Origin of the sequence: Gimibacter soli (assembly GCF_028463845.1) — a bacterium.
GTDB classification, from domain to species: Bacteria; Pseudomonadota; Alphaproteobacteria; order Sphingomonadales; family Kordiimonadaceae; genus Gimibacter; species Gimibacter soli.
On the sequence record NZ_CP116805.1, the window covers coordinates 2811501 to 2832312 of the forward strand.

Here is a 20812-nt window from a genome sequence, read left to right on the forward strand (position 1 = left end):
GAGTTTGCCATGCAATCGGCCCCGGCATCACCGCGTTTCCCGACGTCCGAAACCATCGTTCCGGATACGCCTGTCCGCCCCGATACCAAGAGCGGTCCCGTTACGGTGATGGACGACGAAGGGTGCGGCCCACCGCTTCGGGAGGATGACAAGAAGGACATCGTGGCGCGGTGCGTCGCCGAAATCCTCAGGATTCTGGACCAACGAAACGAACGATAGCGGAGTGACGGGTATGGCGGCCTCGCCCATCAGCAGCAAACTGGCAAAGCTGAAGATCGAAGCTTTCAGCGACAAGGCCATGACGTCTGCCATCTCGGGCGGGACCTTCACGGCACTGGTCAACCCCGACACGGTCAAGGAAACAATCGCGGTCTGCTACAACAACCAGAATGCCTGGCGGAACAATGGTACCGGGCGGGTTTTCAACCATTTCAAACCGCAAGAGTTCGAGCTCAATTTCTTCCTCGACGGCACCGGCGCTCTCGGCATCGATACGCTCGCGGCGGACTATGTCTGGAATCAGGTCCAGCTTTTCCGGTTCGTAACAACAACCCGCAAGGATGCCGCCTCCCCGCCGCCCTATCTCAAGGTTTCCTGGGGGGCGCTTTTCATTCATTGCCAGCTTGAACGCGCCAGCGTCAATTACACGGTTTTCGATACCGACGGCACTCCGCTTCGCGCCAACATCACGGCCGCCATGAAGACTTTTGCGGACGAAACCTTGAAAAAGGCCAACGACCCTGACGGCACCAAGGCAATCGCGGCAGCGGCTGGCAGCAGCCTGGCGAAGCTTGCCGCCGCGGCTTACGGCAGCGCGGGCTATGCCGCCGCACTTGCCAAGGTCAACGGCCTGACAAGCTCACGCTCTGTCACCTCAGACAAGACGCTCAGTGCGCCGCCAGCCACAGCGCTGAAAGCGAACTCGTCATGACCGATGCATCCACCGACAAACCCGTCGCGTTCACGATATCCGCGAACGGCAGCCAGCTCGACAAAATGATCGAGGTCCGGTCGGTGCGCATCTGGCATGCGTTCAACCGGATCGGCCATGCCGAAATCCAGCTGCTGGACGATATCGATGCAAAGCCCCCCCTTCCGGCGACCACGAATGCCGGCCTCAAGGTTGGCAGCAGCCTTGAAATCCAGATTGGCCGCGGGGACGACCTGCAAACCGCCTTCAAGGGCAGCATCACCCGCCTGCAGCTGAAACTTGAGGACGGCGCCCCGTCCCTGACTGTCGAAGCCCGGGATGATGCCTTCAAAATGACACTCGTTCCGGTTACGAAACTTTTTCAAAAGGTCAAGGACAGCGATGTCGCCCAGACGGTCGCCGGGGCCTATGGCCTCTCCACTGACTTTACAGCGACAGACACGGAATATCCGATGCTGCTGCAACACCAGACCACCGACTGGGACTTTCTGGTGGCGCGGCTGCAGCTTCAGTCGCAGGTTGTCTGGAGCGCCTTGGGCACGATCCAGTCGAAAAAGCCTTCGGCGACCGGCGGGGCCGCCATCAATGTAGCGCTCGACGAAGGCCTTCTGTCGTTCGAAGCCCGCATGGATGGCCGCGACCAGTTGGCCTCCACCGAGGCGCTGACATGGGACATGGAAAACCAGCAGAGCGTCAATTCCGCCGGAGCCGATCCCGGCGTGAAAGAGCAAGGCTCCACCATCGCCTCCAGCCTCGCCGCCGACATGAAGCCAGCTGTATCAAAACTGACCGTCGGATATGGCGGGGCGGTTGACGGCCCCGCAGCCCGCGCCGGCGCCATCCTCACCCAGAGCCGCCTCGCCAAGGTCCAGGGCACAGCGCGCCTTGTCGGTCAAGCAGTATCCCCCGGAGATACCCTTCAACTGAAGGGTTTCAGCACCCTTTTCGACGGCGCAGCGCTGGTCTCGGCCGTGACGCATATCGTTGCCGACGGCGGCTGGGAAACCATCGTTGAAACAGGGCTCGCCCGCGACTGGCTGATGGACAGGATCTATGACACCGGCGGCATCGACAGAATGCCGGAGCGGCTTCTGAAACAGTTGCATCTTGGCAAGGTCACCAAGATTTCCGAGGACCCGGAAGGCCTGTTCCGCGTGCAGGTCATGCTGCCTTTGGTCTATGGCGCCGAAGCACAACCCGTTTGGGCGCGGGTTGCCATGCTGGCAGCCGGCAGCGACCGGGGCAGCTTCTTCATGCCGCACGTGGACGATGAGGTGCTTGTCGGCTTCGTCGGCGCCGACGCTGCCTCACCTGTGGTTATCGGCAAGCTCTACAGCAAGAACCGCGCGGCGCCTGTCACCCCTGCCGACGAGAACAACTATGTTCAGGGCCTTTATACGAAAGCCGGCCTGAAGCTCGTTTTCAATGACGAGGACCCCGCCGTCACGCTCAGCACCAAGGGCGGACAATCGATCTGCCTCGACGACAAGGCGGGCTCGATCACCATCAAGGACCAGAATGGCAACAGCCTGACCATGGATTCAGGCGGCATCAAGATGACAAGTGCTGCCGATCTCACCGTGTCTGCCTCGGCAGGCACATTCAAAGGGTCGGCCAGCAACGTGAATTTCGACGCATCGATGGAAATCAAGGGCAACGGTGGCCTTGGCGCACAATGGACAAGCGGCGCCAACACCGTGGTCAAGGGCGCCATCGTCCAGATCAACTAGGGCCAGTAACCGTGAAGCAGGACATGAAATCCATAGTCGGTCAGGGTTGGGCTTTCCCACCTACCTTCACCAGCAGGGGGGCAACCCCCCTGATGGTGACGCTGGAGGAAGATATTGTCCAAAGCCTCATCATCCTGCTGGGCACCACGCCCGGCGAGCGCCCGATGCGCCCCGATTACGGCTGTGACCTGCACCGCTATCTGTTCGAGGAACTGGACGACAGCCTTTGCCGCTATCTGCGCAACCTGATCCAGATTGCCATCAACCGCTATGAACCCCGGATTGACCTCAACAGTGTTGAATACCGGGCCGACACCGCCATTGGCCTGATCGAATTCGACATTGTCTATTCGGTCCGCACGACCTCGAAGGTCGGCAACATTGTATATCCACTTTATCTTGAGGGAGGGCAGCCGGCATGAAAGGCGTCCCCACCCCTGTTTCAGCGGCGCGCCGTGACGCTTGGCCCGGCCTCAGCCGCCTGCATTTCGAAAGCGAGGGGCCACGGCCCGATGCCACCCCCCTTGAGGTGCGCGACCCCTGCTACCAGCTGGCACGGATCATTCGCCTGGGTCGGGCCCTGCCTTTTTTTGACGACAACAACAGCCGCGTCGGCACCTGGTTCGATCGCCTTTCGGAAGACCCCACCGCCCGCCTCGCTCTCGTCGCGACCGAGCCGCCTTCTCGCTTCGAGGACGAGGCGAAATCCCTGCCCGCCGACTATCTGTCGCTCCTTGAAGATTGCATCGGCAGTGATGGCTGCTTTGACCCGACGACGCAGCGAACGGCTCTCGACCAGCGTGCCGACCGGCTTGTCGATCAGGCTGGTGCAAGGCTTGGTATCCTAAGGGACTGGATCAACACCCGTGGCAATGACAATGGCTCGTCGGGTACCAATAGCCGCAAGGGCGACCCCGAACGGCTGGCGGCTGAACTCGCCGCACTCCACAAAATCATATTCTGGGGCGAGACGCGCCCATTGCCGCAGTCGTTACAGCGCTTTGCCGCCTCCCGACTTCCCAAAGAATATGACAGCCTCACCGGCATCACAGCACCCTACCAACGCCGCAGCGAGGCGGCACGGCTGCTGCTTCAGTGCCTCGCGGCCATCGATACCCTTGATGCAAGGGTCCGCAATATCGCTGTCGGGGAAGTCCGGACAATGGTCCAGAAAGGTGAGGCTGTCGCCCCTCACATCGCCCTCATTCTGGCTTTCATCGCTATGTATGACCGGGTCGCGGAAGAATTGAACGGGCTGCCAGCACGCTACATGCACTATCTTTACCGCGACTGGCTGGGGCTCCGGCCCGCCGCACCGGTCGCTGACAAGGTGGATGTGGTGCTTGGCGCTGCAGAAGATGCCGGAGGCAGCTATGTGCCGGCAGGGACGCGCTTTGACGGTGGCGCCACAGCAGCGGGCAAGGCAGTCCAGTATGCGCTGGCCGATCCGCTATTTCTATCGACCGCCAAGCTTGTGGAAATCGAAAGCCTGTCGGTGGCACCCAATGCGCTCGGCACGCTCGAAGGCAACCGGATCGACCGGACAGCGGCCAAAGCCGCCTGGCCCTTTCTCAGCACCGACCCGGAAGCGGACGAAACCGACCGGTTCGGCTTCATCCTCAGCGGGCGCCCGTTTGACCTGCCCGCCGGTCGCAAGCAGATGACGGTCACGCTGAGCCTTGAGCCGGCTTCTGCGGCGGAAGCCCAACGCCTTGTCGACGTTTTTGCGCAAAACGGGGTCAGCGAGCAATTACCGGAGAACGGCAGCCGCCAGACCCTGTTTGAGGTATCCTGCATGAGCAGTACCGGCCAGCTTCCCCTGCCGGACGAAGACCTGACGGCCGCCTTTGAGGCCCGCACAGATGGCCGCCTCATCCTCACGCTTTGCCTGACCCTGCCAAGAGCATCAGCCACACCCAAAGCGGGCGAGCCGTCGGCTGGCCCGGGCCTGCAGTTCCTGTCCCACCGGTTGGCACAGGGGCTGGCGGCACCTGAATTCAGCACCTGCGCCATCAAAGGAATGGCGGTTGGCATTGAAGCCACCGGCATCACTGAGCTTTACGAGAGACACCAACACGGCCAGCGGGTTGCCGCAACCCTCGCCGCCCCCTTTGGGGCACCTCCAAAAAACAGGGGGGCCTTCACCGTCTGGACCCCGATCTTCGAGGCCGGATACAGCCTTTCAGGCCTGCGGCTGTCGTGGAACTGGACCGGGATGCCCGACAGTCTTATCGACTATTTCGCGCATTATTACCGCCGGCTGACCCGCAGTGCACGTGACCGACGGCCCTTTGCCATGCGATTGATCGCAAGCGATGCCACCGGCGAGCCGGTGATGACGGGACGCGCCAATTTCGATGGCGGACGCGGTGCCGCTGTCGAAGCCCACGCCGCAGAGGAATGCGCCGCCACATCAGCCGTTGCCGGGGCGAACCTGACCCTTGAAACCCCGCCTTTCGCCTTCGGGCATGATCTCTATGGCCAGATGCTCGCCGAAGCCTCGCGGCAGGATCGTCGCTGGCATCCCATCCGCTGGCTCAGGCAAAGCGTTCGGGCATTCGTTCATGCCTTCATCATTCCTGTCGTCATCCCCGTCAGCGACCGGGTCCAGCCACTGGCGCTGGGGCTGGAGCGAAAAGCCCGCCTTGCACCGCTCACCCTGTTGCGCCGCTTCATCCGATACAGGCGTCCGCCCGAGCATCTGAAGGTGCCCCAGCCATGCTCCTTCCAGATGCAGAATCTGACACTTGATCTGAGCGGCTTGCTGGAAGCGGACCTGAACGACCCGGCGTCTGCCATCACCCTCCAGCATGTTGGTCCGGGCGGCCGGATTTGGCGCCCCGACTTTGCCACCCTGATGCCGCGCCCGGATCGGGGGCATGAGGTCAGGCTGGGCTTTTCGGGGCTTGATGTCACCAAGCCGCTGAGCCTGCTGTTTGACCTGCCCTTTATCGACATGGACTGCACGGCGCCGGACACCGCTGTCGAATGGTCGGTGCTTGACGGCGAAACCTGGCGGCCGCTCGACGATACAGAGCGCGGGCTGGATCATACGGCCAACCTTACCCGAAGCGGTGCCCTGACCCTGCACCTGCCGGCAACCCGATCCGACGGTCTTTACTGGCTGCGGGCGCTGGTGCGCGGCGACCAGCCGATGCAGCGCCGCTGCGCAGGCATCCATGTGAATGGTGCGAGCCTTGACCATGCTGCCGATACCGCGCTGCCGGATGCCCCGCCGCTGAAAGGCACCGTCAAGCGGCTGGCAAAACCGTCCAGCGCCGTAACGAGCGTCCAACAGCCCTACGCATCCTACGGCGGCAAGTCGGGTGAAAATCCGGCGCATTTTGCCGCGGCCGCGGCCCGGCGGCTCCGCAGCCGGAACAGAAACGCATCCGCCCATGACATTGAGCACGCGATCCTTGCAGCCTTTCCGTCGATCGAGCGCGCCAAATGCATCCCGGCCACACGCCCTGACGGCGCGCGGGCTGCAGGACATTTGCTGATTGTGGTGGCGAGCCGACCCGCTTTCGAAGGCGGCAGCCTGCGGGCCCCCGTCCCGCCGCCTCTATGTGACGATATCAGGCAGATGGTTGCCATCATCTCTCCGATGGGCGCGGAAGTGCATGTCATGCCGCCGCGCTATCAGCCCGTGACAGTCGAAACGACGCTTGAGCTCAATCGTTATGCTGACCCGGTGCGCTGGGAAGGGCTGACGATCAAGGCGATCAACAGGGCAATCGCCGACGCTGCCCTGACCGATGGAGGCCTGCGCCTTGGTGGCTCGCTGGATATCGATCCCGTCCGCAAGGCCCTGATGGGCCTGTCTTTCATCTCCGCAATTCCGGCCTTGTCTTTCAGGTCGCCTCTCGGGGATGCCAACACCGCCCTTGTCACAGCCTGCCACCCGGGAGCTGTGCTTTCCCCGTCGTTCCGACACCGGATGTCATCCACTGCCGAACAGCCGCCCCGAGCGGCGCAATCGGCATGAAGGGGGTGTGATGCAGGAAAGCCCCATCCGGTATGAAGACCTGATCGGCAGTGCGCGCGAAGCCCTTGAGCGCTTTGCGCCCGGTCTCTGGACTGACTTCAATGCCCATGACCCAGGCATCACGGCCCTTGAATATCTGGCCGAAGCGCTGGCCGACTGCAGCTACCGGATCGGGCTACCGGTGGCAGATCTCATCGCCTCAGGCCCCGGCGGTGCGCCCCTGCCATCGCCGCCTGATCTCCTTGCAACGGTGCCTGTGACAGACGGCGATGTGCGCGCCCTTCTCATCGACATACCGGAAGTGCGCAATGCGTGGATTATCGGCAAAACAGGCGGCCTTCTTCAGGTCGCGATCGATACGGTTCGTCCGCTTGGCCCTGCCGAACAAAGCTGGCTGCGCCGTGACGCCCGCGAACGCCTTGTGCGGCAACGGCTGGTCGGCACCGATATCGGCGAGATCGCCCTTGCGAAACGTGGCTTGATCGGCGCCTCGGTCACCGTCGCAGCCGGGCGGGATGCCGATACCGAGGCCAGTGCGACCGCTGTAACGCTGGCACTAGATGCCATCCTGATGAACCTGCCGGCCTATCGGATCGACGAGCGCGCCGGCGAGAATGCCGTCGCTTCCGGCCCCGCTGTCAATCGCGGGATCTTTGACACTACCAGCATGGCGGCAAGCAACCTGCAGGCACAGGTCGACCTTGCCAGCATCGCCGACCAGATTGAAAAGGAACTAGCGGACCTGCAGGTTCGCGATCTTTTCCTGTGGCGCAAGGATGACGCCGGCACAACAGTGGAAGCCGCCGGTGGCATGCTGCAGCTGGAAGAACACTGTGCCTATATGCTGGATACCGGTGACATGGCCCTTTCCGTCCTCGTCAATGGACGGCAGGTCAAACCCGACCTCAACAGGCTCGTGAAAGCCATCGAACAGGGCCGCGCGCCCCGCGCACGCCTCTATCCCGGCGACGACGAAGCGATTGATCATGGCACGCAGCGAACTGACCTTGCGTCCTACCCTTCCGTCCAGCGCGACTTTCCGGCCCTTTACGGCCTGAAGCGCGGGTCCCTTTCCCCGAAGGCAAGCGACACCCGGCAGGCGCAGGCCAAACAGCTGCAGGCATTCCTGTTGATGCTGGAGCAACCGGTCGCCGACCTTCTGGCGCGCCTCTCTGGAAGCGCTGCATTGCTGGGGCTCACCTCCGCCGACCGCAGCATCGCGGCTGGCACCGTGGAATTCGATCACCTGCACAAGGGACTTGAAAATGCCCCCGCTGCCCTGACGGCGGCAAGCCGAGACGACCTGGCGGCCAGCGCCGAGACCGCCCGCCTTCATCGCGGCTGGGGCCGCTTCACGGCAGCACTTGTTGCCAAGGACGACCTGCCTTCGCCGGCAGGGCTGCCGTCTGCAGACCTGGCCTCGCTGGCGCATCAGCCACTGGCTGGCTGGAACTATCTGGAGCCGCCGACTACACCCGGGCGCCTCACTCCTTTCGAGCGCCTCGCCGCTGGCCTTTGCCTGCGACCGCACGACGACGGGCCGCCCCTGAAGGACCGCCTGACGATCATCGCGGATGATGCGGAATACCGCTTCAGGCTCGATCAGGGGGGCGATGCCCTGCCGCTTCTCAGCCGGGACTGTTTCTCCGACCCGGCCAGCACAGAGGCCGCAGCCGCGGTGGCAGGCCTGTCGCTGCCGCTCAGGGACCGCTACCGGATCGAAACGCGGCGCGCGTCCGGCACGCCCGGCTATCGGGTCAGCCTCATTGATGAAAGCGGTGCGACACTGGCCCACAGCACTCTCGCTTTCGATAGCCGCGCCGCGGCGGAAAAGGCCATTGAGGCCTCCGTCCGCAATGCCGAGCCAGAAGGTGGCAGTGGCATCTATCTTGTCGAGCATCTTCTGCTGCGGCCTGCAGATGCGGGGGGCAAGGCCCTAAGCCCTGCATTTTGCCATCAAGTGACGCTGGTCGTTCCTGCCGCACCGGAGCGCTGGCAGCCACAGGCAGACCTGACCACGCTCGACTGGTTGGTTGCAGAAGCCCTGCCCGCCCATCTGCTGGTCAACATCCTGCCGCTTCCTGCCGCTGACCTTATTGCCTTCGAAGAGGCCTATTTTGCATGGCTCGACGATTTCTGGGGAGGCGGCCCGGCCCTTGGCCATACTCGCCTCGGCGTTATCGCCGAACTGGGCCGGCACGGCATCGGCGGCTGGGCTGAAATCGAAAGGAAGGAAGTCCCCGATGCAGAAGAAAACTGACGAACCGGCCGCCGGGCCAAAGCAGGCCCCGACCGCGCCGCTTTCAGCGCCGGAACTGAAGGCCAAACTTGCCCGTTTTTACGACCGCTTCACCGATGAAGCGTCGGTGCAGCGCGCAGTGCGCGAACAGCTTTCAGTCCGCCGGAGCATCGATCCTGCCAAAGAGGCCGAACCGAAAGCCGCCAAACGACCCGCCACCAGCGCGGGCCTTGTTCTCATCGCGCCCTACCTGCCGGTGTTCCTGCGCAATCTGGGGCTCCTGTCCCCGACCGGCACCTTTGAGGGTAACGGTGCGACGAAGGCCGCCATGACCCTTCATTTTCTGGCGACAGGCCGCGATGCTGAAACAGGCGATGACCTCTTTTTCATTCAGCACCTTCTGGGTGTCGATCACGATAACGGCGAGCGTTTACCTGTCCCTGCCCCCCACAAGGACGAAGCCGAGCGCCTGCTTGGCTCCATCATCGCCAATTGGCCAGCGGCCCAAAGCCTGAAGGTTGCGGGGCTCAGGGAGGCCATGCTGCAACGGGGCGGCATCCTGGAAAAAGCGAGCGACACGGATCAGCTGCAAGTATCACCCCATCCGATAGACGTTCTCCTGTCCTCGATTCCGTGGGGATTTGGTGCTGTCTATCACCCGTGGATGGCGCGCCCGATGGTGGTGGACTGGCCATGACCGTAAATACCGACATCACATCCGCTGATCACGGGCACGCAGGCCTGATGGCGGAGTTCGCCTGGTTCCGTGAGGTGCTCGCTGCCCGCATCGCTCTCTATTTCGGGCAGGAGTGCCCCTATGCGTCGCCCATCGATGTGCCTGTGCCTGACCTGGCGCAACGGCCCGACCTCTATGCCCGCTGGGCCACCGCGCATGAATTGACGGTGCCTGAAAGGCTCGTTGTGATGCTCGCGCTGGCGCCAGAAATCGCGCCTGAAGCTCTCGACCCCTTTTTCATCCGCAACGCTACATACGACCGGGCTCACAGCGAGTTCGGCGGCTTCACGGGGCGTGGCCACGCGGGCTTCCTGCCAACGCATGAAACCGCCCTTTTCCTGCTTGCGGGTGACAATCCGGCCGCTCGGCTGGATCTCTTGCCGCTGCTGCAATCCGGCAGCGCACTTGTCGATCACTGGATCATAGATAGCAGTCCCGGGCTTCCTCCCGACAGCGCAGGAGCCCCCCTCCCCGAACCTGTAACCGCCCGGCCGCTTGCGCTGTCTGCCACTGCCATGACGGTGCTGCGCGATGGCGGCAAGGCGATGCTTGTCGTCCCGCCGGGTGTTCCGGGCGCACTGCTCACCTCCCGGCTCGCATGGGACGACCTCGTGGTGCCACCTGCAACCAGTGCCGCACTTGCCCGCGTGCTTGCATGGATCGAACATGGTGGTCGTCTGCATGAAATCGACGGCCTCGGCTCACACCTGCGGCCGGGCCACACAATCTTGTTCCATGGGCCATCAGGAACCGGCAAGACGCTTGCCGCCGCCCTTGTCGGCAAAAGGGCGGAAAGGCCTGTCATCAGTGTCGACCTTGCCCAGCTTGTCTCCAAATATATAGGCGAAACCGAAAAGAACCTCGACCGCCTCTTTACCGAAGCCGAACGGCGCGGCTGGATCCTGTTCTTCGATGAGGCCGATGCACTGTTCGGCAAACGCACCAGTATCAACAGCTCGAACGACCGCTATGCCAATATGGAAGTCGGCTACATGCTGCAGCGGCTGGAGGCATTCTCGGGCCTTGCGATACTCGCGAGCAACCTTGTCACCAATTTCGATGATGCCTTTCTCAGGCGCTTTCACCAACTGATCCATTTTCCACTGCCCGATGCACCGATGCGCGAACGGCTGATCCGGGACTGCCTCGGCAAGACTGCCTCGAAAGACATTGACCCAAAGCATCTGGCAACCAAATTCACGGTATCAGGCGCCACCATTGTCAATGCCATCCGCCATGCCTGGCTGTCAGCCTTTGCTGCGGGCGACGCCACCTTGCAACTGGACGAAATCGAAGAAGGCTTCCGTCTGGAACTTGCGAAAGAGGGGAAGTCGTCATGACCGCAGAACGACAGACAAGGGAATGGACCCCCGCACCGTTCGCCAGCGGCAGCGGCCCAGGCGGCCTCACCCTCAGCCGTGCCAGCCCCCTGCAGTTTACAAAGGTCTGGGAACGCAGCGAAGAGACTGGCCGACTTGTCCGCCGCGAAATCCAGGTGAACGAGCTGTCAGACGCCCAACTTGAAAGCAGTCCCGATGTTGAAGCACATCTCAACGAAGTCGAACATGGCGGCCTTGACGAGCCCGGCGACTATACCGGACGCCCGGACCTGGTAGTTCAGGCCAAATTCAATGATGGCCAGTCGGGCCCGAAAAGCGTGAAGCCTGCAAACGCTAGCAAATCCTACAAGCTGACCTTTGACCGCAAGGATGGCGGCACTATCTATTTTGATCAGCCCAAGGACAACCCCGATGGCTGGAGCAGCGCTAACCACAAGCATGTGAATATCAAAAAGGGCAGCAAAGGCGGCCGCGACTATGGTGAAACGCTTGGCGGCAAGGACGAATATATCGACACGAATGACCGTCCACAGCATTTCAGCATGGCCGACAAGAAGGCTGGTATCAAACCGGCCGACCGGACCGCAAAATGGACCTGGCACCACCTAAAAACCCCAACCTACGACATGGCCCTTGTTGACATGGCCGTTCATCGGGCCTTCGGCCACAATGGCGGCGTCCACCTGTGGCCGAAGAATTGAAGGACAGACGATGACCCGATCCAAGTCTCATCGTGATAGCGCGCTCCCTTCAGCGCCCGGTGCCGGGAAAGACGGCGTCGCGCTCCAGCGAAAACCGTCAGCGGGCGATCTGCCTGAAAACCTGCAATCCAGCATCGAAAGCTTGTCCGGCCAGTCGATGGCGGATGTGAAGGTGCAATTCAATTCGCCCGAGCCCGGCAAATACGGCGCCCACGCCTTCGCGCGCGGCGCCAGCATCCATGTGGCGCCGGGGCAGGAGCAGCATCTGCCGCACGAAGCCTGGCATGTCGCCCAGCAAAAACAGGGCCGCGTCAGCGCCACCGGCAAGATGAGCGGGATGCCGGTCAACACCGATCAGAGCCTTGAAAGGGAAGCCGACACAATGGGGGCGAAAGCCATGCAGATGGCCGTGAATGCCCAGGCGACACTCCCGCTACAATTCGGCTTTGGAGACACCTCTCTCCCCGCACTGCTGCAGTTGAAGGACTCGCACGTAGCATTCACCCAACAAGAACTCGATTTCAGCGCGAAGGGGAAGGGACACAAGGTAGCTGTCGGAAAGAAAACCACTGCCGATCTTGTCCCTCACAAGCCCCTGAAAGGCTCATCCCCCGGGTCGAGCAAGGAGCACGACCTTTTGATGAAGGAATTGCGGATTCACTACCCGGGGGAGGGCTTTTTAAGGGGACACCTGCTGAACGATAATCTGGGTGGCCCCGGCATCTGGGAAAACATGTTTCCCATCACTGCCAAGGCAAACGGCAGCCATCTTTATGACGTTGAAAAGCCGGTAAAGCAGGCGCTTCTTGATGCCTATGAACTGAATGAGAAAACCGTCTCGAAGGACAAATATTCAGTTCACTACGCTGTCGAGGCGGTGAGTACCGGTCAAATGGATGAATTCATAGAAGACCCCAGGGCCAGCCTTCACTGCACATGGAAAGTTGAGCCGAAAGTCTCTGACAAAGATATGCACGGCGAGAAGAGCCATCACACGGGAGCAGTGTCGACGGGATCAACCCCGGGTGTGAAACAGGGACAGAATGCAGCGCTTCTCGGAATCCAGTGGGGCAGCGAAGGAAGCGGCCGGACCAAGCAGGTTCGCGCCGGGTTCAAAAATAAAGAGTATGAAACCGAGGGCAAGTCAGTGCCTCCAACCCCGAATGGCCCTGCCAAGAATATTGCCAAGAAAGCACTCATGTCTGTTGAGTTAACCCGTAACCAACTGCAAGAGACCAAATCCGCAACAGAGGAACTGATGGACAAAATCAGCAAGGGTAATCCTGGGTGGAAGGAAGCAGATGCGGCCGATGACCGTCTTGTCGAAGCTGATGAAGCCCTCGACGCTGCAGTGGACGCCCTTGAAGACAGCAAGAACAAGATCAGTTGAAGGAACCCCCCATGCCCCCCGCTGCCCGCATCACTGACATGCATACATGCCCGATGGTGACCGGTATCGTGCCCCATGTGGGCGGGCCGATCCTGCCCCCAGGGACGCCGACGGTGCTGATCAACAGCCTGCCCGCAGCAGTGGTCGGCACGCCACTCACCTGCGTCGGCCCGCCGGACACCATCGTGAAGGGCTCAGCGACGGTGTTCATCGGTGGCATGCCGGCAGCGCGCATGGGGGATACGACGGCCCATGGCGGCACCATCGTGCTGGGCAGCCCCACGGTGATAATCGGCGGCTGATAGGCCGCATCGGAGAAGCAGATGATACGCTCGATCAATGTCCTCTCGATCCTTGCTTTCCTGATTGCGGCGGCAGCAGCTGCCTATTTCTATGTCGAACTTGGCAAGGAACAGACGGCACGTGAAGGCGCGGTCACCAGCCTCAATGCCACGCTCGGGGCACGGATCAGCAACAACGAGCAGGCGATTGCTGATCTAAAAGACGCTTTCGACAAGGCGACGGCGAGCCAGGCGGACAGCGCCCAGACATTCGACAAGGAATGGGCAACGGCCCTTGCCACTCAGGAAACGCTGCAGAAGGATGTTGATGCACTGACATCGGAATTGAAGCAGACCTCCGATGCGCTTGACGCCGCGAAGACGAGCATCGTTGCGGACGCTGTCCAGAAGATCAACGATCAGATGGCCGCCCAGCAGAAGGAAGCCGCCGCCGCCGAAACCGTACAGGGCCTCAATGACACGATAGCGGCCTCCAAGGCCAAGCTCGACTGGATGGGCAAGTTTGCCATGCTCGCCAAGGATTACGGCACCCTCAGCTGTTACGACAGCGACCTTTTCTGGCATATTTTCTCAGGCCCGCTCCTTGGCAAGGAGCCGATCACCGACATTTCCGCCGAGATCGACAAGCTCGCCGCCATTGACTTGAAAACACTCGATGCCAAAGGGATCACTTCGCTCAATACCACAACTCAGCCTGTTTACGACCAGATACTCACGACCCTTGGCAACGCCAATGCCTATATCCAGAAAAAGAAAGGCGGTAAATCCGCGATGGTCGATGCCGTCAAGAAATGCGGCAGCCTCGTGCTGGTGGGGAAATCCTGAGAATAATCTTGCACCAAGCGCGGCGCGAAAGGTCACATGGGAAGTGCATGAACCCGTCGAGAAAAATCCAAAATAGTCAAATAAAATCAATAACTTAAAGTAATTGGTGCCCGCTGCCGGCACCAGACCCTTATTGATATCAATGAGTTACAAGCACTTGGCGCAAATTTGGCGCAGGGATTTTTGCTCATAGAAACCTTAATCAGGCTAGGTCACACGTCAGCCGCCAAAGTATGTCAGGGTCTATGTAGCCAGCTTCGCTGGCCTTGACGAGACTTGTAGCCCAATCCTGGTATGCAGGTAGTTGACGTTCACGCTGAATAGGGCTTTGAGACGCGCCCACTATCCAGCTCATGATCCGGCATTTCAACATACCCTTCGGTGCCGGACTTTCAATGGCATGGGTAGAATTCATCTCTATGCATTCAGTCAACTGACCCATTTGCCCCCTCCTCGAACTGCAGGTATGGGGGACCTAATGGTTGCAACGCTGCCATCTGACAGGCACCTTGAGCTGCCTTGTGATAGGATGGGGAAGCGCCAACCGGCGCCGCCGATTAACATGGATTATATGGAAGATATTGTTCCACTAAGCGTTATCAATGCTGGCAAGTGTATCACGCGCAGAGCACTATTTGAGGAATCTGTCTGCGCGCAGCCTATCAAAAGCCACGTCAATAAAGGTTCGCACTCACATTAGATGCCCGATACTTCCGCAATGCCATTTGATGGATCAGGCGACCGGTTCTACCCAGGAACTCAAAATGATTTAGGCGTAATCCGCTGAGATGACGCCGACAAGGTCAGCCCCCTCCAAAAGGACACTTGGCACCTTCAAGATGAAGCTTTCTGAGCATGAAGTTTTTATCAAAATCAATTTCAAGCTTCAAAATCCGATCTATTCGAAAATGCCTAAGCTCCTGTTTTTCTGTGTCAAAACCTATCAGATACCAAACCGGCGCCATTATTAGTATGCCCTGAGGCTCGACCTTGCGATGTGTGTCACGACCAGCGCTATCGCGGTAACTTAAGTCAATGCAATGTTGGCTAAAGAAGGCCCTTTCAATTCCCTCGAACACAAGTTCAAAGTTCGAATGATTAACTTCACTTCTTCCCCTCGCTGTGCTTGCAGGCCCTACATGAATGCGAGCAAAAAGCCTCCTAAGATCTCTCAGGGATTCTGCGTGCAAACTCGCCTCGATCTTGTCGAGGGCAGCACGGGTGCGTGACGGGAAGGGTAATAACGACAACTTCTCCGCGACAGCCGTGTATATAATGAGTGCAGCCACCTCAGATGCCATTAGTCTCGGCCTTGAGATGATAGATCGAGGGTCCAGCGCCACCCCTCCCCCACGGCCCGGTTCGGACTCAATTACATATCCCTGATCCCTGAGCTCAGCGATATCCCGAATTACTGTTCTGCGAGAAGCGCCAACACGAAGCGCCAGCGCATCAATTGTGTGATGATCCCGATGCCTCAGCTCCGCCAGCAACCTTCGATGTCGATCCAACTTGCGCATGCAAACAACAGTGCCATGTTTTGACACTTTTATCAATTATCTGTTTTTTTAGAAGCTTGAAGGAGCACGTTAAAATGAAAAAGGGCACTCTACAAATTCAAGAGACCATCTTCATGGACGCCCCCGCACACAAAGTCTGGGATGTTCTTCTGGATGCGCCTCAACTCGTTCACTGGATGCCCGCCGTTAATGAAGTACTGGAATGGGATCAATCAGGAGAAAAGATCGGCTCCGAACGAAAATGTAGGGCAACGCTAGCAGGTAGGTCCGGTACGATAAATGAGAGGGTTGTGGCACACCTCCCTGGCGTTTCAATTCATTATGCTGTGATTGATGACACATTCGGCATGAGCAAAATGTTCAACAACTACAGCTTTGAGCTCAGCACTCAGAACTCTCACGGCAGTACAGTTGTAACCAGCCGAACATATTACGATTCAAAGAACATATTTGTCGCAATAATGAATAAATTATGTATGCAAAAAAAATTCAAAAAAGTTATTTCCTCAATGCTAATAGGACTAAAGTCACACGCTGAAAAACAAAAATAAACACGCTATGATTTCATGAATAATCACTTTTTGCAGACAGCCCATATGATATTCATATCTTTATCCAAAATATCGAAATCAACAATATTGAGCCCTGATAATTCTATAATTGATCTGACATCCAGAAACGTTAGCTGATGGAACCGAGGCATGATGCCTATCGCCCCCATCAAGCTTATTATTGATGCTAAAAGGCTTCGACGTTCGCCCAGGCAAGCTACTGCGATCATTACCAATCCGTCGTCACTCAACTTCGCAATATTTCTTAGAAATTCATCTGGTTTATCAACGTACTGAAGCACATGAGTGCAAAGGACGGCGGAATAAACGCCCCCATTGTTCAGGCACATATCAAGAGTCTTGACCTGAAATTCGAGATTAGGCAGGCCGCCGATCATATTCGCGCGCTCGATCATGCCCTCCACAGGGTCAACCGCAACCACTTTCCTGACATAGGGCGCAATCGCTCTTGCCAAATTGCCAATACCGCACCCCACATCCAAGACGGCAGAACTCGCTGAAAGCCTCTTACGGACCCTAGTCAGAATATCACGCTCGATTTTATCTAATCGACTCCCCCCAAACGATGAAACAATACCCCAGAAGATGCCCCCCCTGATTAAGGAGCTGCCTGACTTACCCAGCAGGATCATGGCATTATCCTGAAGCCCTCACCATTAATCGCATATGCGTTCGCCCCCAAGACAGGCGAGGCTTCCAATAGGGTGTATACGGACCTTGCTAAACTGGACGCGTTGAAGGGCTGACCGAGACCACTTAGCCACTCTTCAGCTGTCAGGTTTGCGCGTGCCCCATATGCCTGAGCAGCGTCGCGGCTCAATTTGGTATCCCCCGTTATCCTCGGAAACACGGTCACGAATCTGATCTGGATGCCAATCCTGTTACATTCTTCTTGGAAATGATTAGCCATTATCCATTGCGTTCTTTTTGCGCCACCGTAGCCGCCTGTTAAAGGCGAACCACCAATTGCAGCACCGCTCGACATTACAACAATAGTCGCCCCCTCCAATGGCAACCTCACCGCCTCCTGGCACCATACAAGGGTAGCCTTTACGTCGGTCTCCCAAGTTGCAGTGAAGGACTCCCACGTCTGATGAGTGATCGGCGCAACATCACCAATAACACCGGCGTTAAGGATGACCGTGTCGGGGCGATGTCGAGCCAGGAGCTCTGCGGCCAGCGCTCTATCTGTTACATCGCCAGAATACAGAGTCACATTTGGATCTGACCTCAGATCCTCCAAACCGCCACCTGATCGCGACAATCCGACAAGCTTTACACCTCGGCCGATAAATTGGCGCGCTATCGCGTCTCCAAACCCAGTACTTGAACCTGTCACCAGAACTTTATGCACCATATTCATCACCTCCCCATCGCCCGTCACAACGCCAATCATCCATCACGGACCATTCAATAATTAAGATACCTTTTGGTATCACATAAAATATTTTTATAATCAACCCATTGATTTTGTGTTTTATATAAAACATATTGTAATACCTTTTGGTTACATATGGAGACGGAAATGACTATCAGAACCCTCCCCGCACTGAGCTGCCTCTTAGTTTGCTCCGTGCCATTTGAAGCTGTGGCCGATGATGAAATACGCGTTGCAAACATTGAAGATCTCGCGTTCGAAACCACCCCTGAGGGCGTGGCATTCGCTTCCTTAGAGGGGGAACGTTTCAAGGAGGCTTATATGGCAATGGTACGACTACCAGCAGGCACGGAGAGCCCACTCCACATCAAGACGGCAGACATGTTTGGCATCGTGGTGGCCGGCGAAATGACGCACTCGTATTCGAAGGATAGCAATGAAGATGCAAAGACTCTGGCTACCGGGGCATATTATCATATTCCCGCGAATCTTCCTCACGTGAGCCGGTGTGTTTCTGAGGTCGAATGCGTCACATTCCTTTACCAGGACGGCGCTTTCGACTTTGTCCCGGTTCAAGATGAAAAATCAGGTAACTGAATGCAGCATGACACTACACACATGGCCTTTCGAGGCCTTGCAGATCCCACAAGACGGCAAATCATGGTGATGTTGACTGACCATGATCAGTCAATCGGAGAAATCTCTGAGCAGTTCAACATGACTAGAGCTGCCGTTAAAAAACACCTGACAATCCTGGAGGAGGGCGGCCTGATCAGGGTACGTAAATCCGGACGAGAACGAATAAATCAAATAGACCCTAGTGGTTTTCAAGCAATCCAGTTCTGGTTACGCCAGTTTGACAGCATCTGGGCCGGTAGGCTGCAGCGCCTTATCGCTGCTGCTGAAGCCGCCGAAGCAGCCCAAAATTCCAAACCTGAAGGATGAAAAAATTGAATTCACCAGCGATCCGCAAAACTGCATTCATCAAGGCAAAACCTGAAACAGTATGGGCCTTTCTTACCGACAAAGAGCTACTCGGAGAGTGGTACCATCCCGCCAGGGAAACCTTGGCCCACGGCAAACCATACATGCTGGGCATGAAAGATGATGGAAAGCCGACCGTATGGGGGGAAGTTGTAGAGTTTGCTCCCTGCTCTCGATTAGTCACCACTTTTTCCATTGCCCCATTCAATGGCGGAACGAGCACCGTGATCTGGAAGCTGCAGAGTGTTGAGGGTGGCACTTATCTAGAGCTAACACACGAGGGTATTTCAGAAGCGATTGGATCCTTCTCATTAGCCCTCATGGCAGCCCTTGACGAAGGCTGGTCACGGCATTTGGCTCGTCTCGCGAGTTGCAATCCCAGCGGCGCCTGACGAAGTCTGATCTTAGCGTTGGCTGTAACAACAATAAAAGTCATTGAACATAGCCAGCCAGCACACGCACATAGTGAGATGGAGATAGCCACTTTAACCGCGGCAAAAGATCCATCTCACTTTGGCGCATTTTTCCGGATCATAATGCTCCGATCAATTCTTCAACCATTTCCTGCGCTGCAGTACGGATTTCTTCCGCAAAATTCTTATCGGGTATCGTCCGAGCCAAAACCATTCCCCCGACACATAACGCAGCCAAAGACAATGCCTTTTCCCTAGCCTTTGATTGTCGTTCAGACATACCTTGCTGGAACAACCGAACCATAGCCTCGAGCAGTCTCTGATAGGCTGCCTGAACGCTCGGGTTGGCACGAGCAACATCGGATGGCAAAGCAATCATGGGACACTGTCCTTCTACATCAGCAAGATGCTCGACAGAAAGATAGCCTAGAACCATACGCCGGACGGCTTCAATGGATGGATTTTCCGAATCTACTTGCGCATCCTTCCGCCATTCAGCACCTCTTCCCATGAGAAAACTGTCGACCGCCTCACTATAGAGCGCCTCCTTACTCTGAAAATGATTGTAGAAGCCTCCTCTGGTCAGTCCAGAAGCCTCCATGATTTGGTCAATTGTTACTTTTTCAAATCCGTTCTTGTTGAACAGAACTCGAGCCGCTTCAACAATCCTCCCCCTCGTTTTCATCTTATGACTAGCACTATAGGGCACCTGACTACTCCTCTAGTTCATCACTCATGTTGCCCAACTATACTGCACTGCTTTTAAATATGTTCTTTAACATATTTAAAAGCAGTGCATAAAAAGATTCAGAATGACCACTAAGCAGCAGGGAGCTTACCAATGCAGAAGTATGTTTTCGTGTACCATGGCGGCCCGAAGTCCATGTCACCGGAAGAAGGAAAGGAATACATGGGCAAATGGTTGGATTGGATGTCCAGCCTAGGGGAAGCAGTTGTAGATCGCGGCCTGGTCGTCGGGAAGTCGGTTACGGTTGGGCAGTCGGGGATCTCCCTGGATGGAGGGGCCAACCCTGTCTCAGGATACACGGTCGTTAAAACTGAGAGTCTTGATAGCGCCACTGAATTGGCAACGAAATGCCCTCATATCGCAATAGGCGGCTCCATTGAGATCGCGCCTGCCCTGAACATTCCCATGTAGCTGAATTGTCGGCAGCAAATCTTTTCTCATAGAGGTTCAAAATTGATGACGCAATTAACTATCACTGCTGCAATTGCCTCGATTCTAGCACTCAGCCTTATCCCACTGAGCATTCAGGTTGGTGTCAAGCGCTTGCAAACCGGCATTTTTTTCGGTGAAGCGGGCAATTCAGACCTAGCCAGGCGTCGTGCGGCCCAAAGCAACTATGTCCAGTATGTGCCGTTCTTTATTACGCTTCTTGCGATCTGTGAACTCGCGGGAGCCGCGACATGGCTGATCGCGAGTGCGGGCGCATCAATGGTTCTTGGAAGATCATTGCATGCGTGGTGTCTTCTCGCTACCAACGGCACAGGGAACGCCCGCGCTGCTGGCATGATCCTGACTTTCACCTCATTTGCATTGACAGGAGGCTATCTTGGATGGTGGTCGATGATCGCTGCTACAAATTAGTAATAGCTGACAGCAATCCACATTTAGCAAGTTTTCTGATTGTGAGCCATTGAGTGAGACGCGGTCGATTTGAATTTGCCAATGCTCAGCGGATTATGCTTAACGAGTAAATATTGTGAGTAAGCGGTTGATGATCCCGAGCTAATAGTCTTGG

At 57.6% G+C, this 20812-nt stretch carries 22 protein-coding genes; 18 read left to right on the top strand and 4 right to left on the bottom strand.

Annotated features, from left to right (window positions below; genetic code table 11):
- Positions 1-9: 9 nt before the first annotated feature.
- The 12 genes from PH603_RS12975 (at position 10) to PH603_RS13030 (ending at position 14182) form a co-directional block, all read left to right on the top strand.
- A complete protein-coding gene (locus PH603_RS12975; protein ID WP_289502965.1) occupies positions 10-219 on the top strand; it encodes a DUF5908 family protein in 210 nt (69 codons plus the stop codon).
- Between the two features lie 13 nt (positions 220-232).
- Positions 233-931: a CIS tube protein gene (locus PH603_RS12980; protein ID WP_289502966.1), complete on the top strand. Its 699-nt coding sequence runs from the start codon at positions 233-235 to the stop codon at positions 929-931.
- Positions 928-2661, top strand: a complete 1734-nt coding sequence (locus PH603_RS12985) for a phage baseplate assembly protein V (protein WP_289502967.1) — start codon at positions 928-930, stop codon at positions 2659-2661. The genes PH603_RS12980 and PH603_RS12985 overlap by 4 nt, the downstream gene beginning before the upstream one ends.
- Positions 2662-2753: 92 nt before the next feature.
- A complete protein-coding gene (locus tag PH603_RS12990) occupies positions 2754-3083 on the top strand; it encodes a GPW/gp25 family protein (protein WP_289502968.1) in 330 nt (109 codons plus the stop codon).
- The gene (locus tag PH603_RS12995; protein WP_289502969.1) at positions 3080-6649 is read left to right on the top strand and encodes a baseplate J/gp47 family protein; all 3570 of its coding nucleotides are present in this window, start codon (positions 3080-3082) and stop codon (positions 6647-6649) included. The genes PH603_RS12990 and PH603_RS12995 overlap by 4 nt, the downstream gene beginning before the upstream one ends.
- 10 nt (positions 6650-6659) lie before the next feature.
- On the top strand, positions 6660-8909 hold the full coding sequence (locus PH603_RS13000; protein WP_289502970.1) for a hypothetical protein: 2250 nt from the start codon (positions 6660-6662) through the stop codon (positions 8907-8909).
- Positions 8893-9585, top strand: coding sequence for a contractile injection system tape measure protein (locus tag PH603_RS13005; RefSeq protein ID WP_289502971.1), 693 nt, complete (start codon positions 8893-8895; stop codon positions 9583-9585). Before PH603_RS13000 ends, PH603_RS13005 begins: the two co-directional genes overlap by 17 nt.
- Positions 9582-10964 carry an ATP-binding protein gene (locus PH603_RS13010; RefSeq protein WP_289502972.1) on the top strand — a complete coding sequence of 461 codons (1383 nt, stop codon included), beginning with the start codon at positions 9582-9584 and terminating at the stop codon, positions 10962-10964. Before PH603_RS13005 ends, PH603_RS13010 begins: the two co-directional genes overlap by 4 nt.
- Complete coding sequence (locus tag PH603_RS13015; RefSeq protein ID WP_289502973.1) at positions 10961-11665, top strand: HNH endonuclease; 705 nt, start codon at positions 10961-10963, stop codon at positions 11663-11665. The genes PH603_RS13010 and PH603_RS13015 overlap by 4 nt, the downstream gene beginning before the upstream one ends.
- Positions 11666-11675: 10 nt before the next feature.
- Entirely contained in the window at positions 11676-13055 is a 1380-nt protein-coding gene (locus tag PH603_RS13020; RefSeq protein WP_289502974.1) for an eCIS core domain-containing protein, read from the top strand.
- An 11-nt stretch (positions 13056-13066) separates the two neighbouring features.
- Positions 13067-13357, top strand: coding sequence for a PAAR domain-containing protein (locus tag PH603_RS13025; protein ID WP_289502975.1), 291 nt, complete (start codon positions 13067-13069; stop codon positions 13355-13357).
- 21 nt (positions 13358-13378) lie between these two features.
- Complete coding sequence (locus tag PH603_RS13030; protein ID WP_289502976.1) at positions 13379-14182, top strand: hypothetical protein; 804 nt, start codon at positions 13379-13381, stop codon at positions 14180-14182.
- An 803-nt stretch (positions 14183-14985) separates the two neighbouring features.
- Here the strand turns inward: PH603_RS13030 and PH603_RS13035 are convergent.
- Positions 14986-15702, bottom strand: a complete 717-nt coding sequence (locus PH603_RS13035; protein ID WP_289502977.1) for a helix-turn-helix transcriptional regulator — start codon at positions 15700-15702, stop codon at positions 14986-14988.
- A 74-nt stretch (positions 15703-15776) separates the two neighbouring features.
- On the opposite strand from PH603_RS13035, the gene PH603_RS13040 reads away from it, so the two are divergent.
- Positions 15777-16253 (top strand): SRPBCC family protein, encoded by a 477-nt coding sequence (locus tag PH603_RS13040; protein WP_289502978.1) that lies wholly within the window; start codon positions 15777-15779, stop codon positions 16251-16253.
- Positions 16254-16276: 23 nt separating this feature from the next.
- Here PH603_RS13040 and PH603_RS13045 read toward each other — a convergent pair whose 3' ends face one another.
- Positions 16277-16906, bottom strand: coding sequence for a class I SAM-dependent methyltransferase (locus PH603_RS13045; RefSeq protein ID WP_289502979.1), 630 nt, complete (start codon positions 16904-16906; stop codon positions 16277-16279).
- Positions 16903-17670, bottom strand: a complete 768-nt coding sequence (locus PH603_RS13050) for an SDR family NAD(P)-dependent oxidoreductase (protein WP_289502980.1) — start codon at positions 17668-17670, stop codon at positions 16903-16905. The genes PH603_RS13045 and PH603_RS13050 overlap by 4 nt, the downstream gene beginning before the upstream one ends.
- Positions 17671-17799: 129 nt before the next feature.
- On the opposite strand from PH603_RS13050, the gene PH603_RS13055 reads away from it, so the two are divergent.
- From PH603_RS13055 to PH603_RS13065, 3 genes are read left to right on the top strand one after another with little or no spacing between them, the layout of a single operon-like run.
- Positions 17800-18249, top strand: a complete 450-nt coding sequence (locus PH603_RS13055) for a DUF4437 domain-containing protein (RefSeq protein WP_289502981.1) — start codon at positions 17800-17802, stop codon at positions 18247-18249.
- A 21-nt stretch (positions 18250-18270) separates the two neighbouring features.
- Positions 18271-18597, top strand: a complete 327-nt coding sequence (locus tag PH603_RS13060; RefSeq protein ID WP_289505654.1) for an ArsR/SmtB family transcription factor — start codon at positions 18271-18273, stop codon at positions 18595-18597.
- The gene (locus PH603_RS13065) at positions 18594-19028 is read left to right on the top strand and encodes an SRPBCC family protein (protein WP_289502982.1); all 435 of its coding nucleotides are present in this window, start codon (positions 18594-18596) and stop codon (positions 19026-19028) included. Before PH603_RS13060 ends, PH603_RS13065 begins: the two co-directional genes overlap by 4 nt.
- Positions 19029-19167: 139 nt before the next feature.
- On the opposite strand, the gene PH603_RS13070 is transcribed toward PH603_RS13065, so the two are convergent.
- Positions 19168-19758 carry a TetR/AcrR family transcriptional regulator gene (locus PH603_RS13070; RefSeq protein ID WP_289502983.1) on the bottom strand — a complete coding sequence of 197 codons (591 nt, stop codon included), beginning with the start codon at positions 19756-19758 and terminating at the stop codon, positions 19168-19170.
- A gap of 132 nt (positions 19759-19890) precedes the next feature.
- Between PH603_RS13070 and PH603_RS13075 the strand changes: the two genes are divergently transcribed.
- Both PH603_RS13075 and PH603_RS13080 read left to right on the top strand, forming a co-directional pair.
- Positions 19891-20208: a YciI family protein gene (locus PH603_RS13075; RefSeq protein WP_289502984.1), complete on the top strand. Its 318-nt coding sequence runs from the start codon at positions 19891-19893 to the stop codon at positions 20206-20208.
- A 45-nt stretch (positions 20209-20253) separates the two neighbouring features.
- Entirely contained in the window at positions 20254-20658 is a 405-nt protein-coding gene (locus tag PH603_RS13080) for an MAPEG family protein (RefSeq protein WP_289505655.1), read from the top strand.
- Positions 20659-20812: the final 154 nt, after the last annotated feature.

What these genes read in the sequence shown, in the direction of transcription:
- PH603_RS12975 (WP_289502965.1), top strand. Translation starts at nt 10, where the DNA reads ATGCAATCGGCCCCGGCATCACCGCGTTTCCCGACGTCCGAAACCATC.
- PH603_RS12980 (WP_289502966.1), top strand. Translation starts at nt 233, where the DNA reads ATGGCGGCCTCGCCCATCAGCAGCAAACTGGCAAAGCTGAAGATCGAA.
- PH603_RS12985 (WP_289502967.1), top strand. Translation starts at nt 928, where the DNA reads ATGACCGATGCATCCACCGACAAACCCGTCGCGTTCACGATATCCGCG.
- PH603_RS12990 (WP_289502968.1), top strand. Translation starts at nt 2,754, where the DNA reads ATGGTGACGCTGGAGGAAGATATTGTCCAAAGCCTCATCATCCTGCTG.
- PH603_RS12995 (WP_289502969.1), top strand. Translation starts at nt 3,080, where the DNA reads ATGAAAGGCGTCCCCACCCCTGTTTCAGCGGCGCGCCGTGACGCTTGG.
- PH603_RS13000 (WP_289502970.1), top strand. Translation starts at nt 6,660, where the DNA reads ATGCAGGAAAGCCCCATCCGGTATGAAGACCTGATCGGCAGTGCGCGC.
- PH603_RS13005 (WP_289502971.1), top strand. Translation starts at nt 8,893, where the DNA reads ATGCAGAAGAAAACTGACGAACCGGCCGCCGGGCCAAAGCAGGCCCCG.
- PH603_RS13010 (WP_289502972.1), top strand. Translation starts at nt 9,582, where the DNA reads ATGACCGTAAATACCGACATCACATCCGCTGATCACGGGCACGCAGGC.
- PH603_RS13015 (WP_289502973.1), top strand. Translation starts at nt 10,961, where the DNA reads ATGACCGCAGAACGACAGACAAGGGAATGGACCCCCGCACCGTTCGCC.
- PH603_RS13020 (WP_289502974.1), top strand. Translation starts at nt 11,676, where the DNA reads ATGACCCGATCCAAGTCTCATCGTGATAGCGCGCTCCCTTCAGCGCCC.
- PH603_RS13025 (WP_289502975.1), top strand. Translation starts at nt 13,067, where the DNA reads ATGCCCCCCGCTGCCCGCATCACTGACATGCATACATGCCCGATGGTG.
- PH603_RS13030 (WP_289502976.1), top strand. Translation starts at nt 13,379, where the DNA reads ATGATACGCTCGATCAATGTCCTCTCGATCCTTGCTTTCCTGATTGCG.
- PH603_RS13035 (WP_289502977.1), bottom strand. Translation starts at nt 15,702, where the DNA reads ATGCGCAAGTTGGATCGACATCGAAGGTTGCTGGCGGAGCTGAGGCAT.
- PH603_RS13040 (WP_289502978.1), top strand. Translation starts at nt 15,777, where the DNA reads ATGAAAAAGGGCACTCTACAAATTCAAGAGACCATCTTCATGGACGCC.
- PH603_RS13045 (WP_289502979.1), bottom strand. Translation starts at nt 16,906, where the DNA reads ATGATCCTGCTGGGTAAGTCAGGCAGCTCCTTAATCAGGGGGGGCATC.
- PH603_RS13050 (WP_289502980.1), bottom strand. Translation starts at nt 17,670, where the DNA reads ATGATTGGCGTTGTGACGGGCGATGGGGAGGTGATGAATATGGTGCAT.
- PH603_RS13055 (WP_289502981.1), top strand. Translation starts at nt 17,800, where the DNA reads ATGACTATCAGAACCCTCCCCGCACTGAGCTGCCTCTTAGTTTGCTCC.
- PH603_RS13060 (WP_289505654.1), top strand. Translation starts at nt 18,271, where the DNA reads ATGGCCTTTCGAGGCCTTGCAGATCCCACAAGACGGCAAATCATGGTG.
- PH603_RS13065 (WP_289502982.1), top strand. Translation starts at nt 18,594, where the DNA reads ATGAAAAAATTGAATTCACCAGCGATCCGCAAAACTGCATTCATCAAG.
- PH603_RS13075 (WP_289502984.1), top strand. Translation starts at nt 19,891, where the DNA reads ATGCAGAAGTATGTTTTCGTGTACCATGGCGGCCCGAAGTCCATGTCA.
- PH603_RS13080 (WP_289505655.1), top strand. Translation starts at nt 20,254, where the DNA reads ATGACGCAATTAACTATCACTGCTGCAATTGCCTCGATTCTAGCACTC.